Annotated in this window: 17 protein-coding genes; 4 read left to right on the top strand and 13 right to left on the bottom strand. The window is 36.7% G+C overall.

Annotation, left to right across the window (positions count from 1 at the left end; all coding sequences use genetic code 11):
* Positions 1-29: 29 nt before the first annotated feature.
* The 9 genes from hisG to ACIQ7N_RS05660 all read right to left on the bottom strand — a co-directional run bounded on the left by hisG (position 30) and on the right by ACIQ7N_RS05660 (position 8,566).
* Entirely contained in the window at positions 30-653 is a 624-nt protein-coding gene (gene hisG / locus ACIQ7N_RS05700; protein ID WP_402930737.1) for an ATP phosphoribosyltransferase, read from the bottom strand.
* Positions 646-1,818 (bottom strand): ATP phosphoribosyltransferase regulatory subunit, encoded by a 1,173-nt coding sequence (locus ACIQ7N_RS05695; protein WP_402930735.1) that lies wholly within the window; start codon positions 1,816-1,818, stop codon positions 646-648. The genes hisG and ACIQ7N_RS05695 overlap by 8 nt, the downstream gene beginning before the upstream one ends.
* 418 nt (positions 1,819-2,236) lie before the next feature.
* Entirely contained in the window at positions 2,237-2,779 is a 543-nt protein-coding gene (locus ACIQ7N_RS05690) for an acyltransferase (RefSeq protein ID WP_402930733.1), read from the bottom strand.
* Positions 2,780-2,783: 4 nt separating this feature from the next.
* Positions 2,784-3,425 (bottom strand): pyrophosphatase PpaX, encoded by a 642-nt coding sequence (gene ppaX / locus ACIQ7N_RS05685; protein WP_402930731.1) that lies wholly within the window; start codon positions 3,423-3,425, stop codon positions 2,784-2,786.
* Positions 3,426-3,437: 12 nt separating this feature from the next.
* Complete coding sequence (gene lgt, locus ACIQ7N_RS05680) at positions 3,438-4,259, bottom strand: prolipoprotein diacylglyceryl transferase (RefSeq protein WP_402930729.1); 822 nt, start codon at positions 4,257-4,259, stop codon at positions 3,438-3,440.
* A 282-nt stretch (positions 4,260-4,541) separates the two neighbouring features.
* On the bottom strand, positions 4,542-5,477 hold the full coding sequence (hprK, locus tag ACIQ7N_RS05675; RefSeq protein WP_132362034.1) for an HPr(Ser) kinase/phosphatase: 936 nt from the start codon (positions 5,475-5,477) through the stop codon (positions 4,542-4,544).
* Between the two features lie 193 nt (positions 5,478-5,670).
* Complete coding sequence (gene cccB / locus ACIQ7N_RS05670; RefSeq protein WP_402930727.1) at positions 5,671-5,991, bottom strand: cytochrome c551; 321 nt, start codon at positions 5,989-5,991, stop codon at positions 5,671-5,673.
* Between the two features lie 52 nt (positions 5,992-6,043).
* Positions 6,044-6,892, bottom strand: coding sequence for a YitT family protein (locus ACIQ7N_RS05665; RefSeq protein WP_402930725.1), 849 nt, complete (start codon positions 6,890-6,892; stop codon positions 6,044-6,046).
* A 444-nt stretch (positions 6,893-7,336) separates the two neighbouring features.
* A complete protein-coding gene (locus ACIQ7N_RS05660; protein ID WP_402930723.1) occupies positions 7,337-8,566 on the bottom strand; it encodes an EAL and HDOD domain-containing protein in 1,230 nt (409 codons plus the stop codon).
* A 390-nt stretch (positions 8,567-8,956) separates the two neighbouring features.
* Between ACIQ7N_RS05660 and ACIQ7N_RS05655 the strand changes: the two genes are divergently transcribed.
* Genes ACIQ7N_RS05655 through ACIQ7N_RS05640 form a run of 4 tightly spaced genes read left to right on the top strand, consistent with a single transcriptional unit; the run spans position 8,957 to position 11,628 of the window.
* On the top strand, positions 8,957-9,331 hold the full coding sequence (locus ACIQ7N_RS05655; RefSeq protein WP_132362042.1) for a GntR family transcriptional regulator: 375 nt from the start codon (positions 8,957-8,959) through the stop codon (positions 9,329-9,331).
* Positions 9,328-10,221: an ATP-binding cassette domain-containing protein gene (locus ACIQ7N_RS05650; RefSeq protein ID WP_402930721.1), complete on the top strand. Its 894-nt coding sequence runs from the start codon at positions 9,328-9,330 to the stop codon at positions 10,219-10,221. The genes ACIQ7N_RS05655 and ACIQ7N_RS05650 overlap by 4 nt, the downstream gene beginning before the upstream one ends.
* Positions 10,205-10,933: a hypothetical protein gene (locus ACIQ7N_RS05645; RefSeq protein ID WP_402930719.1), complete on the top strand. Its 729-nt coding sequence runs from the start codon at positions 10,205-10,207 to the stop codon at positions 10,931-10,933. Before ACIQ7N_RS05650 ends, ACIQ7N_RS05645 begins: the two co-directional genes overlap by 17 nt.
* Entirely contained in the window at positions 10,930-11,628 is a 699-nt protein-coding gene (locus tag ACIQ7N_RS05640; RefSeq protein ID WP_402930717.1) for a hypothetical protein, read from the top strand. The genes ACIQ7N_RS05645 and ACIQ7N_RS05640 overlap by 4 nt, the downstream gene beginning before the upstream one ends.
* Before the next feature lie 62 nt (positions 11,629-11,690).
* Here ACIQ7N_RS05640 and ACIQ7N_RS05635 read toward each other — a convergent pair whose 3' ends face one another.
* The 4 genes from ACIQ7N_RS05635 to ACIQ7N_RS05620 form a co-directional block, all read right to left on the bottom strand.
* Positions 11,691-12,338 (bottom strand): VTT domain-containing protein, encoded by a 648-nt coding sequence (locus ACIQ7N_RS05635; protein WP_323654979.1) that lies wholly within the window; start codon positions 12,336-12,338, stop codon positions 11,691-11,693.
* Between the two features lie 594 nt (positions 12,339-12,932).
* The gene (locus tag ACIQ7N_RS05630) at positions 12,933-14,480 is read right to left on the bottom strand and encodes a fatty acid--CoA ligase family protein (RefSeq protein WP_402930715.1); all 1,548 of its coding nucleotides are present in this window, start codon (positions 14,478-14,480) and stop codon (positions 12,933-12,935) included.
* 452 nt (positions 14,481-14,932) lie between these two features.
* The gene (locus ACIQ7N_RS05625) at positions 14,933-16,867 is read right to left on the bottom strand and encodes an FtsX-like permease family protein (protein ID WP_402930713.1); all 1,935 of its coding nucleotides are present in this window, start codon (positions 16,865-16,867) and stop codon (positions 14,933-14,935) included.
* Entirely contained in the window at positions 16,839-17,615 is a 777-nt protein-coding gene (locus tag ACIQ7N_RS05620) for an ABC transporter ATP-binding protein (RefSeq protein WP_142509261.1), read from the bottom strand. Before ACIQ7N_RS05620 ends, ACIQ7N_RS05625 begins: the two co-directional genes overlap by 29 nt.
* Positions 17,616-17,623 lie beyond the last annotated feature (8 nt).

Below are 17,623 nucleotides of genomic sequence, written 5' to 3'. Positions count from 1 at the left end.
AATGTGCCTCTTCCAGACAGTAGACATTTTTATTTAACGCATTTTTTCAAACGTTTCACGAGATCGATAATACGATCGCTCTTCATGCGATAACTTACTGGGTTGGCAATTAAGCGTGATGATACGTCTGTAATAAATTCATACTTCACTAAGCCATTTTCTTTCAATGTCCGGCCCGTTGAAACAATATCAACAATTCGATCTGCCAAGCCAATCATGGGCGCCAATTCAATCGATCCATTTAGCTCAATAATTTCAACCTGCTCTCCAATACCCTTATAATATTTCATTGCAATATTAGGATATTTCGTCGCTATTCTTGGTGCAATTTCATTCATCGTCGTATCTGGTAAGCCTGCTGATGCGATATAACAAGTACTTATTTTTAAATCCAGCAATTCATGCACTTCTCGTTGCTGTTCTAACAAAACATCCTTCCCGGCAATACCAATGTCCGCTACACCATGTTCAACATAAACAGGAACATCCATTGGCTTTGCTAATATAAAACGTATTTTTTCTTCTGGAATTTCAAGCATTAATTTACGAGACATTTCGACTTCTTCTGGTAACTTAAAGCCAGCTTCTAAAAGCATCCGATATGCTTCGTCAAAAATGCGTCCCTTCGGCATAGCAATCGTTAATTCATTCACCGTCAACGTCCTCCTGTCCCACCACAACTACTTCTGTAAAGTGTGCTAAAAAAGCTTCTTCATCGACAAGGCTACTCCTTAACTGTAAGGTAACCTGTTTACCGGGTACACGTAGCGTCTGTACCTTCGTAAGAGCCGCTTCAAATTGTTCTTCCTCAAATAGCACGACTGTAGCTTCTTGTCGTTCATGAGATTGGGCATCAATTGTTTCTAATAGGCGGTCAACACGAATACTAAATCCTGTAGCACCTACTTTTGAGCCAAATACCTCCAGCAATCCGTCATAGCGTCCCCCATTGCCTAATGGAAATCCACTGCCGGTTGCAAACACTTCAAATAACATGCCTGTGTAATAACTCATGTGACTAGAAAGTGTAAAATCAAAGGCTACATAATCCGCTAAGTTTGCCATTTCAAGTAGCTTAGCGAGCTGTTGCATATATTCTAATGCGTCATTTTTTCGCACATATTTTTCAATATCTTGAATTTCTTTTAAATGCATTGCTTCTTCAATAAATTGCAATAATGCATCGGATTTTGTTTTAGGTAAATTAAATGATTCTACCGCGTCTTCAAACCCTACGTAATTGCGTTGTACAAGTAGCGTCCGAAGTATATTTTGTTGATCAACGCTTTCTGTATAATCTTGTAAAATACAATTTAATATACCCGCATGTCCGATCGTCACTTTAAATTTCGTTAATCCCAATTGCTGTAATAACTCCATTGCTGTCACAATAACCTCAGCATCCGCATATACGGAATTGTCTCCAATTAACTCAATCCCCATCTGATCAAATTCTGCTGGGCGTCCACCTTCCGCTTCCTGTGCGCGAAAGACACTAGCAAAATAAGCAAGGCGTAAGGGAATCATCTCTTTTAATAATTTTGATGTTGCTACTCGTGCAATCGGTGTTGTCATATCAGGTCGTAGTACTAACGTGTTGCCCTGGCCATCTACTAATTTAAATAATTGCGCATTGGCTATCGCGGATGCTTTGCCGACTGTATCAAAATACTCGACTGCAGGCGTTTTAATAAATTCATAGCCTCTTCTGCATAAAAACTCTCGCCCTGTATTTCTTACAGCCTCTACCTTTTCAAAAATTTGCGGAAATGTATCGCGCATTCCAAGTGGTTTTTCAAACATTTTAATCGACGACAATTTTGACACTTCCTTACGTTTCACTTTAACTCACTAGAGTATTAGAGAATTAGATTATGAAAGAATTCTAACTTATTTCTTCTCGCTAGTCAATGCAACTCACCTAAATTATCAAATAATTTCAATACTGATTATTCTGTTAATTATACTCGAAAATAAATAAATTAAAACGTATTCAGCAAAGCAAGTTTTTCTCTCTTATTTTGATTCCCTTTGTATAGCGAATCATGCGAGTAGAGGCTCCGTGTAATGGATGTCGATAAAATTCAAAAGTTGAGTGATAATAAGTGAAAATTAGTCGATAAAATTCAACAATTGGGTGATAAATTTTAAAAGTGTTCCGATAAACTAAATTTCATTGTTACAATTGTTTTCAACAAAAAAACTGTGCACAGTAAAGCATGCACAGTTTTTGTTATTATTTTTTCGGCGTGCACCATTCCACTACTTCATTGCGTTTGCGCTCCGCCATTTGTTCAGCTGTATAAATTATTTGCATAGGATTACCGCCTGCTAGACAGCCAGCTGGCACATCCTTATGCACAAGAGTTGCAGCTGACACAATCGCACCGTCACCTATCGTAACACCTGGTAGTATCGTTGAATTGGCGCCAACCATTACTTCATTGCCAATATGAACATCTCCAAGGCGATATTCCTCTATTAAATATTCATGCGCCAAAATAGTCGTACTGAAGCCTATAACGGTATTATCACCGATATGAATACGTTCCGGAAACATTGTATCTGGCATCACCATTAAAGCTATGGAAGTTTGGTCACCAATCTCCATTTTTAAAAAAGTTCGATATAACCAGTTTTTCACACGTAAAAATGGTGTGAAGCGTCCTATTTGAATGACAACGAAACACTTCATCACCTTCCAAAAGGACACCGTATCATAAATATTCCAAAGCGAGTTTGCTCCTTCGACACGGTAGCGTTCTGTTTTACGTGCCATTTACTTACCCCGCTTTCACAATTTCAAATAAATCCGTCATCTGATGTAACATATATTCCGGCTTGAATTGTTGTAAGTATTCCTCACCTTTAAAAGCCCATGCGACACCGGCTGCTCTAACTCCAGCGTTGTGCCCGGCCTCAATATCATGAGAATTGTCGCCAATCATAATGGCATCTTCCTTGTTTACACCAAGTCGTTCAAGCGCAAGCAAAACTGGTTCTGGGTCAGGCTTTACATTTTTCACATCATCCGTACCAATACGGATGTCAAATAAATGACTTGCACCTAGTACAGATAGACCCCGATCTATCATCTTATTACGTTTTGTAGATACAATCGCTAACTTGATACCCATAGCCTTTAATTGCTCTAAAGTAGATACAACTTCAGGATATTGAGTGACAAGCTCATCGTGATGTAATTCATTATATTCACGATATTTAGTAATCATTGCTTCCTCTTCACCAGGAGCAATGTCAGAAAATGTCTGTTTCAAGGATGGCCCGAGGAATTTCAGACAATCTTTTGGCGAATATTGCCCGGGAAATCGCTCGTTTAAAACATGCATAAATGTTTGAATGATTAAATCATTTGTATTAAGTAATGTACCATCAAAATCAAATAGTAATGCCTTTATAGTCATGCTTTGCACCCCTTATTTATTATCTAAATACTTTACTGCAGGTTTTACTTTTATACGACGGTATATAATCGCGCCAAGCCCTACTACAATACCTATGATAGAAACAATCTGAGCAGAGCGTAAATCTCCTACTAAATATAGACTATCTGTACGCATACCTTCTATATAGAAACGACCGATCGAATACCAAATTAAATAGCCGAAGAATAGTTCACCACGATTTAAATTAACTTTGCGTAAAACTAATAAAATTATTAGCCCAATAAAGTTCCAGATGGATTCATATAAAAAAGTAGGATGTACATATGTCCCTAATTCTTCAACATACATTTGATTAATAATCCAATCCGGTAGCATGAGATGTTCTAAAAATTCACGTGATACTGGACCACCATAAGCTTCCTGGTTCATAAAATTTCCCCATCGGCCAATTATTTGCCCAATTAAAATACTCGGTGCCGCAATATCCGCTACTCGTAAAAAGCTAATATTTCTTCTACGAGTGAATATGTAAGCTGTCAAAAATGCACCAATAAGAGCACCGTGAATAGCGATACCACCATTCCAAATTTCAATAATCTTCCCAGGGTTTTCGCTATAATAATCCCAACGCATCGTAACATAGTAAATACGTGCACAAATTATGGATATAGGAACAGCCCATAGTAATAAGTCCGCAAGAAAATCCTCGGGTAAGCCTCTCTTCACAGCCTCTCTTTGTCCTACAACATAAGCTAAAATAATACCCGATACGATTAGTAACCCATACCAACGAACAGGGATAGGTCCTAAATGGAAAGCAATCGGATTAATTTCTAATAATAACAAGTCCATCTTATACTCCTCTCAATTCATTACATTTAATGCTAATGCCTCGGCATAATCGCGTCCGGTAATCTGCTTTGTGCTTGTACAAAGAACTTTTCGATTTCCGTGACATCCACCGGGGGCTTAGCCAACCTAGGCGTTTTTATTAGCCTCAGTTCCTCTATTTCAGCGGATGTTTGTACACCCACTGAAAGTAACTCGCATTCATCTCCTATAAGGTAGAAAACTTCTGTATCTGTCGCTACGCTGTCGGTACAAAAAACACTCGCTAAAAAAAGTTAAAAACGATTAGTCGTCCAATTCATCTGCTGATGAAATGACTTCATCTAATCGTCTAGAAAACTCCTCGGCTGCATTAACACCCATCTTTTTCAAACGATAGTTCATTGCTGCTACTTCAATAATAACAGACACGTTACGTCCAGGTCTTACAGGAATCGTTAACTTTGTTAATTCCGTATCAATGATTTTCATTTTTTCTTCCTCTAAACCTAGACGATCATATACTTTTTCTGGATCCCATATTTCTAATTCGATAACTAATGTAATACGTTTGTACGGTCGTACCGCACTTGCTCCAAAAAGTGTCATAATATCGATAATACCAATGCCTCGAATTTCGAGTAAATGTTCTAAAAGAGGAGGTGGACTCCCAATTAAAAAATTCTCTGATTCTTGACGGATCTCAACACAATCATCAGCCACTAAACGGTGCCCCTTCTTGACAAGCTCTAGTGCTGTTTCACTTTTCCCTACACCACTTTTCCCGATAATTAGCACACCGATGCCGTATACATCGACTAAAACTCCGTGAGCAGCAGTCATTGGTGCTAAGCGACCTTCTAAATAGTTAGTTAGCCTACTCGAAAATTTCGTTGTTGTCATATGCGTTTTAAATACAGGTACATGTTTTTCATTAGACGCCTGTATAAGTTCCTTAGGTACCTCTAAATCACGAGAAATAATAATAGCTGGTGTATCCTGCGAACATAGAAGGCGCATGCGCTCCAGTTTCACATCTGAAGGCAGCATTTCAAAAAAGGATAGTTCTGTTTTTCCTAGCAATTGCACTCGGTTAGCAGGATAATGCGTAAAATAACCCGCCATCTCGAGCCCAGGTCTTGAAATATCACTAGTAACAATCGTTCTTCCTATTCCTTCCTCACCAGCTAATAGTTCTAACTTAAATTTCTCCATAACGTCTCTTGTTAATACTACGACCAATGTTTAGTAGCCTCCATTCAAAGGAATCGAATATGTTTAAGTTAACTAGCAATCAGCCTAATGATTGCAGTTTCACCTTATTTTAGCATGTCTATGTATAAAAGAAATGTATTTACACTCTGTCTGCCCTGACTAAGAAATCTACAAAATATAAAAAACTAGCGGTTCTCCAGCCCGCTAGTTTCATTTCGTTTTATTTTTGAGTAGCTAACCATTTGGCAACTGCTTCTGCATCGGCACCTTTAACAACACCTGGAGGCATTGTACCTTTACCATTTTCAATAACATTTAAAATTTCTTTTTCTGTTAAACGAGAGCCTACGTCGCTAATTTTTGGTGCATTACTTTGGCCTTGTAGCTCGCTACCATGGCAAGTGATACAAGATTTCATAGCAATTGTTTCGCCATTTGGAGTAGCAGTTTTTGAACCTTCAGTTGAAGTTGTTTTACCTCCGCCACAAGCAGCTAAGAAGATTGCTGAACCAATCGCTAAAGTTAACATTGCCTTTTTCATTAGGGCCCCTCCTAAAAGTAAATAAGTATCTTTCCCCGACATTATACCAAAATTATGCACGTTTGAAACCTTCTCCTAACACCTCATAAGCATCAGAAACGATAACAAACGCTGATGGGTCAACGTTTTTAATGAGTTGTTTCAGCTTTGTGAATTCTGTTTGGTAAACAACAACCATGAGCACTGGTCGTGCTTCCCTTGTATAACCACCTATAGCAGGCAACTTTGTCACTCCCCGATCAATCTCGGCATAAATGGCATCACGTACTTCATCTTGTTTCATCGTAATAATATAAACCATTTTAGACTGACTTAAGCCGAGCTGAATAATATCAATCGTTTTTGTAGTGACATAAAGTCCTATAAGGGCATACAAACCTTTCTCTAAGTCAAAAACAATTGCTGCACTAATTGCGATAATCCCATCAATTAAAAGTACGCTTGTACCAAGCGATATGCCGCTATACTTTGTAATTATTTGTGCTAGTAAATCAGTGCCACCAGTAGAAGCATTCCCCTTAAAGACAAGTCCTATTCCTAAACCGACCACAATTCCCCCAAAAAGTGCACCGAGTAAAGGATTATCTGTCCAAGGCCCCCAACTATTCGTTAGTAATACAATAAACGGTAATGTTATTGTTCCAATAAACGATTTGATTCCAAATTTTTTCCCAAGTACGACTACACCTGCTATAAATAATGGAATATTGAATGCATATTGGATAAAGCCTGGATTCCAACCAAATAAACCGTGTAAAATTGTACTAATCCCACTTACTCCGCCAGAAGCTACTTGATTTGGCAGTAAAAATACATTGAAGCCAATAGCAATAATTGCTGCTCCTACGATGACGTACATATACTCCACAATGCTTTCCCTTACACCACGAATTTGACTCATTTCCCCACCCACTTCAACTATCAGAATCTTTTAAATACGAGATGATTATAGCAAATAGTATTCGCATTGAGAACTTCGTCTTGATGAAGGAAACATGAGTTCATCACCATAACATGTGGTTGATTTCCGTTCCGACAGGGACTTCGTTGTTGACACTCCGCTTTCGAGCAGAGCAAAGCTTCCTGGGGCGTCTAATGAGCCGCTTCACTCGCGGGTATAATCTGATCCCTAGGAGTCGCCCAGTCTCCATTCCAATCAACTAAATACATGGCATAAGTTTTAACAAATGCATCCCCTACTACAAAAGATGCGACCAATAAAAACATAAAAAATAAGCTATTTTAAAAAGAATTTTAAGATAGCTTATTTTTGACTTTTCACTAAAATATATACGTAACTGCAAATCCCACTACAGGACATTGAAGATAAAAACAAATCCTTGTTTTATAAAGATTTTTCTGCCCACTCCATTGCTTCATTGTATAAAAGATCAATATTTGTGAAATTCATATTGAGCTGAGGAGCTAAATTTTCTAGAGTAGACCAATCTAACTTACCTAACGCAATACTGAATTCCAAATAAGGTGTCATTTCAGTTTGATTACCTAAAATCGTTTCTGTTATTTCTTCTGAAAAAGGTAGCTGCTGTAAAATAACATCCAGCGGTCTCTGCAACAAAGTGTCTATCAACGAAAACATCCCGACTAAAAAATATTCAGAGAAGTTTTTCTTATAGGAAAGCTTGGCTAATTTCTCACAAACTTTTGCTCTAAATAAAGAAGTACGCATGACTTCTTTAAAAAGATCATTTTCAGCATTTCTATCAATTTCTCGCATTGCCAATAAATAAATCCACTTTTGTAAATTTGAAACGCCCAGTAATATAATTGCTTGTTTTATCGAACGTACCTTGGATTTAGACCTTAGCTCTGAGTTATTAACCATTTGCAATAATTTATACGTTAAAGAAATATCACGCTCGATATTATCAGCTAATAATTGGATATTTGGTTCCTCTTCTTTTAATAGCGTAATAATATATAAATATTGAATAGTATTAGCAGGTATATCGGTAGCTGTAATGATTTGAGGTTGTTCAAAAAAATAGCCTTGAAATAATTCATAGCCAGAATGCTTTGCCACTTCAAATTGATTACGTGTTTCAACCTTCTCAGCCAGCAGTTTTATGTGAGGGAAATTTTCTTTCACTTTATTTTCAATTTCCATGCGCTCCAATAACGGTGATACTAAAAAATCAACTTTTATAAAATCGATATAAGGAAATAACTCATCATAAATTTGTACTTTATCATCCAAAATAAAATCATCTAATGCAATTTGAAACCCATATGATTTTAGCTCAATAACTCTCTCGACTAACTGAGTTGTAATAGGGACATTCTCTAAAATCTCAATAACAACTTGCGATGGATTTAAAAATTCATTTAAGGAACTCTTAAGTAAGTTTTCTGTAAAATTAACAAAACTAGGTTTACCTTTTGTTACCTCTTCAATGCCAATTGAAAGAAATGAGTTTACTAGTACATCGATTGTTGCAGCATCTGGATCGACTATCGGAAAAGCATTTACGTTTTTGCTACGATATAATAATTCATACGCAACGACTTGTTCATGAAGGTTAAAGATAGGCTGTCTGCCGATAAATACTTCCATTTCGTCGCCCCCCATTTCTCCATATTCTAGTAATTAATATTATAGCACCTTTCATTACTCTCTGCTTATCATTCAAGTAACTGTCTAAAAGTCGCCTAACATTAATTAACATTCTATACAAGAAAAGATTTTATCACTTTTATGCCGCTATCCCAAGGTCACTTCACTCCAATGCTCTTTAATCCCAACTTTCGGTGATTAGCCCCTAAAAATCCAAACTACATATTTCATTTATGCCTTTTCCAGAGAGATCTTTTTCAATTTCACTTAATCTTCCCGAAACATTTTTGTAAAAAATTTCATTTCATATTGACATTTTCCAGTTTCCGATATACAGTACATTACAACACTAATGCACTATGTCACATAGGAATGAAAGGGGGTTTTTCGATGCACGTTCATCTAGATGGTACAACACCAATTTATATTCAAATTGCTGAATGGCTACAGCACGAAATCATCGCCGATCGATTACAGACAGACGCGAAGGTCTATTCACAATACCAGCTAGCTGAATTATTCAATATAAATCCTGCTACAGCTGGTAAAGGGCTGACAATTTTACTTGAAGAGCAACTTTTATATAAAAAACGGGGGTTAGGTATGTTTGTCGCTACGGATGCAAAGGAACGAATTTTATTGAAACGTCGAAACGAAATATTGACGAAAATGGCACAAGAGATCGTATTAGAGGCAAAACGTTTACTTGTATCTGATGAAGAATTGCTAGTGCTTATTCGAAAAACACAGGAGGGATTGGAATGAATATTATTCAATGTGAGGAGCTATCTAAAAGCTTTGGACGCCGTAATGCACTACAGCGCGTAACTTGCGCTATTAAAGCAGAGAAAATTATCGGCATTATTGGTCGCAACGGTGCTGGTAAGTCGACATTACTTAATATTTTTGCTGGCTATCTAAAACCTACAACTGGATCATGCAAAGTGTTTAATGAAAATCCCTTTAATAATATTCATACTGCTGCCAATATGATTTTTATCGATGATCAATTAAGCTTTTCTGATTATTTGTCACTCGAGGATATTCTAAAGATGGGCGCTGATTTTTATCCTAATTGGCAAAATGAGTTAGCCTATCGCATGCTCGATTATGCAGGTATAGATCTCACAGCAAAGCATCAGCAATTATCTAAAGGTCAATTAGCAACCTTTAACCTTGTTTACGGATTAGTAAGCCGCTGTGCACTGACAATTTTAGACGAACCGATGAATGGTATGGACGAAGTGATTCGTACAGATTTTTACAGGGCGATTTTAAAGGAATACCTAGCCTTTCCACGAACATTTTTAATTAGTAGTCACCATTTGCAAGAGATGGAATCTATTTTAGAAGAAATTATATTAATAGATGAAGGCTCTGTCATTGCCCACGAACCATTGGATGAATTTAAGGAACAGCTTATATCACTTAGTGGACCAAGCGATGCACTTGCAGAACTGCTCTCTGAGACGGAAGTATACGCTCAAAAGATTATGGCAGGGATGACCTCAGCAATAATAGATGCTAGTAATTTATTCGTCTCAGAAGAAATACTTCGAGTAAAAGGCATCACAGTATCATCCCTTACAGCAAGTGAAGTGTGCAAGTATCTAACAAGTAAAAAAGGAAGTGATATTGATGCAATCTTTGACTAATATTTCACTGAAAACCATTGTTAAAAAACAAGTGAAATGGAAAGCAAAATTATATATTTCTGCCCTTAGTTCCTTAGTTATTGTACAAATCATTTTTGGGCTTTTAACATCAAGCTCAGGGAGTGGGTCTTCTGGTCATGGGGGAGAAAATTTAACTGTCCATTTCTTTAATTACTCACTCGATACATTTCTAATTGTTACAGCAATTTGGGCATTTATTGTAGCACTTCTCTTTACGACAAAAGCGTATCGTATTGATGACTTATCCGTTATTTCTAGTCGAACATCTAGCGCCATAGCCAATATATTTGTCATGATTATTTACAGTTTTATCGCGGTCATCATTATGATTTCTACTTACTATTTACAAGTATTCGGAATTTTATTAGTGGAGAAAAAATCCTTTATAATAGAAGATCTATTTATTTCACCATCAATATTACTATTATGTTTTAGTAGCGTCTGTTTATTTGGCGCAATCGGCTTACTATTAGGCACCAGCTTCAAGGGGCCAGTAGCGATAAAAATACTTGTATCTACTTTTCTGCTGCTTGGCTTTATATTATTTTTTATGTCACCAGAGTCGATAAATGTTAGGTCATTAATAATGTTATCCAATCTTATGATTAGTGTTCTTTATTTGCTTATGGCTCTACTATGCTTTAGCCTCACTATTTGGATTGCTGATAAATCGGAGGTGACTCGCAAATGACGGCGACTACACTATTCTTTTTTATTACAATACTACTGGTAATTGCTATTTATATACTACTAAGTAAATTAGGGAAAAAAGCTAAAAATATTTGGACCCCTAAGCGTATTATAATTGGCATTACTAGCTATATCGTACTTGGACTGATCGCCTTCATTTATATTAGTTTTTTTTCAGAATCAAAAATACCAATACTTTCTCCTACTGAAATTAAACAAGTTGAGAAAAAATCAGATCAAATACAAAAGTACGATCAAGAAAACGATTCTTCTTATTTAACAGAGGAATACAAAAGGAAAACGTGGGAGCTAAGATATGAAGGAGATACATTACCTGTTGTTATAAATGAAGGTGACAGTGGTTCAAGAGTTACTATTCGAGTGCGCTATAATGACAATATGGAATCTGGAAATGCTCTTGTTACCTATTATCAACTTCCTGTCATTATAGAAGGTATTGATCTTTCAAACGAAGTACCGTTACCTAACATATACGTGGCACAAAACCAGCTATTTATTGAATCTCTTGCTAGACAACAAGTAAATTATTTTCGTATAAAAGCAACATTAGGTATTTTAGATATGAATCGTGAGCTAGAACGTGAATCATATGTAATGAGCTATTCCAATCCAAATGTCATTGTTATCGACATTCCACGAAGTACAGTTCTGAAAGACTCCCAAGGTCTTTTTTAGATGATAGAAAAAAACAAGGACAGTCCGCAGTGATTTTTTATCACATTTAGACTGTCCTTTTTTTATTTTCTACTCGTTTTTGATTTAATAGCACCAATAACAGCTGGTACAACGGAAATTAAAATAATTAATATAAGAACCGTTGAGAAGTTATCTTTAATAATTGGAATATTACCAAAGAAATAACCTAGTAATGTACAGCTGAATACCCATAACACTGCACCTAAAATATTATACATAATAAAGTAGCCATACTTCATTTTACTAGCCCCTGCAACAAATGGTATGAATGTACGGATGAAAGGCATAAAACGCGCGATGACAATCGTTTTTCCACCGTGTTTATTAAAAAACTTTTCTGCTGCTTCCATACGCTCTTTTTTTACGACTCTACCAAGGAAGCTCTTCGGTGGAATGGATGTCCCTACTTTATGACCAATATGATAGTTCATCGTATCCCCTAAAATGGCAGCCGCTAAAAACACAGGAATTAATATCCACATATTAAATGCGCCCATTGCTGCTGCTAATGTACCACTTGCAAAAAGCAACGAATCACCTGGCAAGAATGGGAAAATTACGACACCTGTTTCAACAAAAACGATTGCAAATAGAACGAAATAACTCAAATTACCAAACTTATGAATGATCTCCTCTAAATGCACATCAATATGCATAATAAAACTAATTAACTCCTTGATGAGTTCTATCATTTTTCCTATGCTCTCTTTCAATTAAATTTTCTAAAGGTTTTGACGTAGCTAGACACCAAAGGTTCCATTTTCTTTACAGTTATTGATGTTACTTCTCCCTCACTATATGACAAGCCTTTAAAAAGTATGTAGATTTCACAAGTTTGATTTTATCACTTACAGACATATACACTCAACTTATTTAAAGAAGTGGCCATGCTTTTTTACATTGCTGTAATATTGGCCTAAAGTGAAGCAGTGGGTGTTCCTCGTCCCTCACTAGAGGCACACTAGCTAAAATCTCACATTCTATGCAAACATTTATGTGCTAACGCGCTATCTCACAGAATACAATTGTGGCCCCTAATCAATTGAACTTTAGGGGCAATTGATCTTCAACTGATACTTACAATTTCATTTCGTATGTGCTAAACTTTTATTATCCATTTGGGTACCCCTTTCGCATGGAGTCGGTTGACCAGACCACCTTCATTGTATGATTGGGGTTTTTTTCTTGTCCATAGCTAAAAGCTTTCCGGAATCCCTCCATAGCAAGGGGTTTTCAAAGAATACAAAAAAGCTACTATTTTTTTCAATAGCAGCTACTGTTTCTTATACTTTTTCTTTTAATGTACGACGCAAAATTTTTCCTGTCGTATTTTTCGGTAATTCATCCATAATCTCAATTACTTTAGGAACCTTGTATTTCACCATATGCTTTGCACAGTATGCTAGAAGGTCTTCTGTCGAAGTTGCTTCTGCATCTTTTAAGACAACATATGCATGTACTGCTTCTCCTAAATTAGGGTCTGGGTAGCCTACAACTGCCGCTTCAACAATATTATTATGAGCAAAGAGTACTTCTTCAACCTCTCTTGGATAGACATTAAATCCACCTACAATAATCATATCTTTTTTACGGTCAACGATGTAGAAATACCCTTCTTCGTCAACTCTAGCTAAGTCCCCTGTATATAACCAGCCATCACGTATAGCCATCGCTGTTTCTTCAGGTAATTTATAATAGCCCTTCATAACGTTAGGCCCTCGTACAATGAGCTCCCCTACTTCTCCAACAGGCACTTCCTGACCGTTTACATCCACCACCTTATTTTCCACATTGGAAATGGATGTCCCAATAGAACCTGCCTTACGCTCACGATCCAATGGGTTAAAGCACGTTACTGGTGAGGCTTCTGATAAGCCAAAGCCCTCTGATACACGCACATTAAATTTCTTCTCGAAATTATGTAATAGTGCTACCGGTAAAGACGCGCCACCTGAAATCGCTAAACGTATTGTAGAGAAATCTTCAGGGTTGCTATCAGGTAATTGATACAAGAAGTTATACATAGTTGGCACACCAGCGAAGACGGTTGCCTTTTGTTCCTTCGTTAATTTAAAGATTTCAGTTGGACTAAAACGTGGTACAAGTAAAATCGTTGCTCCACTCAATAAAGGTGCATTGGCGACGACAGTTAATGCAAATACATGGAAAACTGGTAACGTTGCAATAACACGATCATCTGCTTTATAGCCTAAATAATGTGCAACATCTCGTGCATTTGAATAGATATTTCTATGAGTCAGCATTGCACCCTTCGGAGTACCTGTCGTTCCTGAAGTATATAAAATAATTGCATTATCATCGTCAGCTACTTCTACTGGTTGGAGAGAGTCCGATGCACTAGCAATCACTTGTGAAAATAAATGAATTTTTGCCTGTGCTTCTTCGGATAAAGTCATTACTTTTTCAGCAACATCCTCTGTTGTTTCACAAACAACAAATGTTTTTACTTGTGGAAAAGCATGTACACCCATTTCTACTAATGGAAGAAGTGCATCTAGTGCAATCACAGCTTTTACATCACCATTATGCAAAATATACGAAATTTCATCCGGTGTATAAATTGGATTAATCGGAATTGCCGTTGCTCCTAAACGCATTGTTGCATATAACGCAATTAAATAATGTGGTGTATTGCCGAGTAAACACGCCACATGGTCCCCTTTTTCTACCCCTAAATCTTGTAACCCCTTTGCAAAGCGACCTACCGTGTGTTCAAACTCACCGTACGTCGTATCTTTCCCCATAAAATGATACGCAATTTTATCCGGTTGCTCTAATGCTTGCTGACGAACACTTGAAACTAAATTCAATTACCCCATCCCCTTATCGTATCAATTTCACCTTGGCGTAATTGAGGTCAGGATTTTAAATTGTGCCTAGGCCTGCACGAGTGCCGACACGATGTCGGTCATTTCGGTAATGCCACAAGGACGTGGCGTTATTACCGATGCAGGTCAGTTAGCTGTTTTCGCAGGATGCGAAGGTTTTAGGCTAACATCGTTTAAGCATTCCTTTGAAAATCCGTGACATCCGCCAGAGGCTTTACCTTTATTCAGTAGATGCATAGAAATCCCTTAAAATGGAATCACAGCCGAATCCATCTCACTACCGCAGAGGTAGGAGTCTGCTACTGAACGAAGATAAAATGAATCATTATTCAGTAATATTATATAAGAAACACATCTAAAAGACAACGAAACTTTTTATTTCATGTCATAAATTACGTCAAATAATTCATTTTTTTCTCCATTTCACATTTTGATTACGAACGAATGTGCGAGATGTATCGCCAACGAATCAAATAAAAATAGACTACTTGTATTAAAACAAAAAATCCAAAAGCAAAGACAACTTCTTTGACAATGGAAATATTAGCAATATCCTTCAAAATACCTTGAACCATAAGAAAAGCAAAGGCACTATGCATCATTGCAACACCCCATGGCAAGAAAAATTGTGGGAACAAATGACGATTCACAAGCTTTTTGAGTTCTGTATCTGTTAAGCCCATTCGCTTTAAGACATCGAATTTACGCTTTTCTCTTTCAAGAGAAGTATGCAGTTTAAAGTAAACGAAGCTACCTGCTGCTAATAAAAATACCGTTGCTACTAAAACCCCTACTAAAGTGAATAATGAGTAAGTAGCTAATATATAAGAATAATTTAATCCTGCGTTTTCAAAGTAAAATGGACTGAATCTATCCTTCTTATAAAAATATTGAGAGGCTTTTAACTCCTCTATGTCCTGGCCGATCTCTTTTGTTTCTATCCACTGAGGGATATAGAAGGTAAATAAATGATAGATTGGCTGCACTACGTTTTTATCAGCAATCGGCTTTCTAAGCTTTCTAAAATCCTCATCACTTATCACTATAGAATTCACACTAACAATAGACCCTGGGAATACTATTTTAGGATATACGCTATCAATTGTTATCGGGATAGAATTTTCCTCTAATACAGTATGCACAACTTTATTTTTTAGTCTTTTTAGAGAATCTTCCGAGTATGGTATAAACACTGCCTCTCCTGAAGCCAAATCAAGTAAAGGGTAACTATAGGAAGAAAGCAATACATTCATATCCGATTCCCTAAAAACTTCAACCTCATTGTGAGTAAATGAAGATGTTTGCTTAATAACAACAAAGCGCGATAAATGATAGGACAACCCCTTCTCCTCTAATTGAATTCGTAAAGAAGCGATATGATTTCGCTCATAGGGATTGTCGACATCTCCCTTATAGACAAGTCCTAATGGATTTAAACGATCATATTGTATTGTGTAGGATGACATCGTCGCTAATACACCGACCGATAAAAAGGCCATTGTTGACACCATCGTTACTACAAAAAACATTTTCACATTGTCCATCATAATATGCGTTTGCTCAGCTAACGAAAGAAGTCGATAGCGTTGCCAATGAAATTTACGTTTGCCCCGTGCTTTATCTAAAAAGCAAGGTAAAGAATCACTGAAAAAATAATATGTTCCAAAGGTCGCTAAAAACGGGATTAATAGTGTTAAACCAATCCAAGATGTATTCGATACGATAAACGTTAGTACATATGCTGATAAAATAAGGGTAATACCAAATACTGCACGAATTTTAGAATAGGTTGAAACACTATTTAAATAGTCATTCCCCTTAAGAAGATCGCGTAATTTTCTTTCACGTGTAAAATACACACTAATAAAGGAAATCACTACAAAAGCACTTGTGAAGACACCAATCGTTAGTAAAAATGGCTGCCATGAAACATATAAGGGTAAACTATCTAAATGTAAAATTTCTCGTACAATCATGAAAAAGAATTTTGAAAATGAGAAACCAAATATAATCCCAACAAAAATAGAGCCCGATCCAATAATCATTGTCTCCAAAAAGACAAGCCTATTCATCTGGCGTTTTTCCATTCCTAAATGTAATAAAATTGCAAACTCATGTGATCTAGCCTCTAAAAAAGCACTCATCGAATAATATAAAAAGAATAAGGTAAAAAGGACGAGTACGGTTTCCGCACCTACCATTCCAATTAACGATGCTTCTCCTAAAATTCCTTGTTCAATATCCGGATGAAACATGAGCATTGAATAGATGAAAAACACAGCAACAGAAAAAAAGCTTGCCATGAAAAAGGCACCGTATATACGGCTGTTCCGTACGACATTACGGTAAGCGAATTGTCGAAAGGTCACCTACTTGTCCTCCTCCTAGTAAGCTCAAAACATTTAATATTCGTTGGAAAAACATTTGACGACGATCATCTTTGTAAATTTCATTGAAAAATTCACCATCTTTAATAAATAACACGCGATCGCAGTAACTAGCTGCAATTGGATCATGTGTTACCATTACAATCGTTGTTCGTTTTTCCTGATTAATTTTTGTTAAAAGTTCAAGTACATCACGCGAAGAATTCGAATCCAAATTTCCTGTTGGCTCATCTGCTAAAATGAGACTTGGATTATGAATAAGTGCCCGCCCAATGGCAGTTCTTTGTGCTTGTCCACCTGATATTTCATTTGGACGTTTATGCAAGAACGAAGTTAAATCGAGCTTTTCCACAATGCTTGCAAGACGCTCCTCCATTACTTCTAATGGTTGTTGATCTAATGTAAGTGGCAGCACAATATTCTCTTCCACTGTTAGCATATGCAAAAGATTAAAATCTTGAAAAACAAAACCAAGCTGTCTTCTTCTAAAGTAAGCTAGCTCAGTTGCTTTTAGCGTATGAGGATTCATGCCATCTAAAATGATTTCTCCACTCGTTGGTTCATCAATCGTAGAAATAATATTCAATAATGTTGTTTTTCCACTTCCTGATGGACCCATGACTGCTAAAAACTCACCTTCCTCAACATCAAAGCTTAGTTGATTTAACGCACGATGAGTTACTTTGCCTTCATACACTTTTGTCACGTCTTTTATTTGTAAAATAGGCATATCTTGTT

The organism is Lysinibacillus sp. NPDC095746, assembly GCF_044763535.1.
In the GTDB taxonomy this organism is placed as follows: Bacteria; Bacillota; Bacilli; order Bacillales_A; family Planococcaceae; genus Lysinibacillus.
This window is presented reverse-complemented; position numbering and strand designations above follow the sequence as displayed.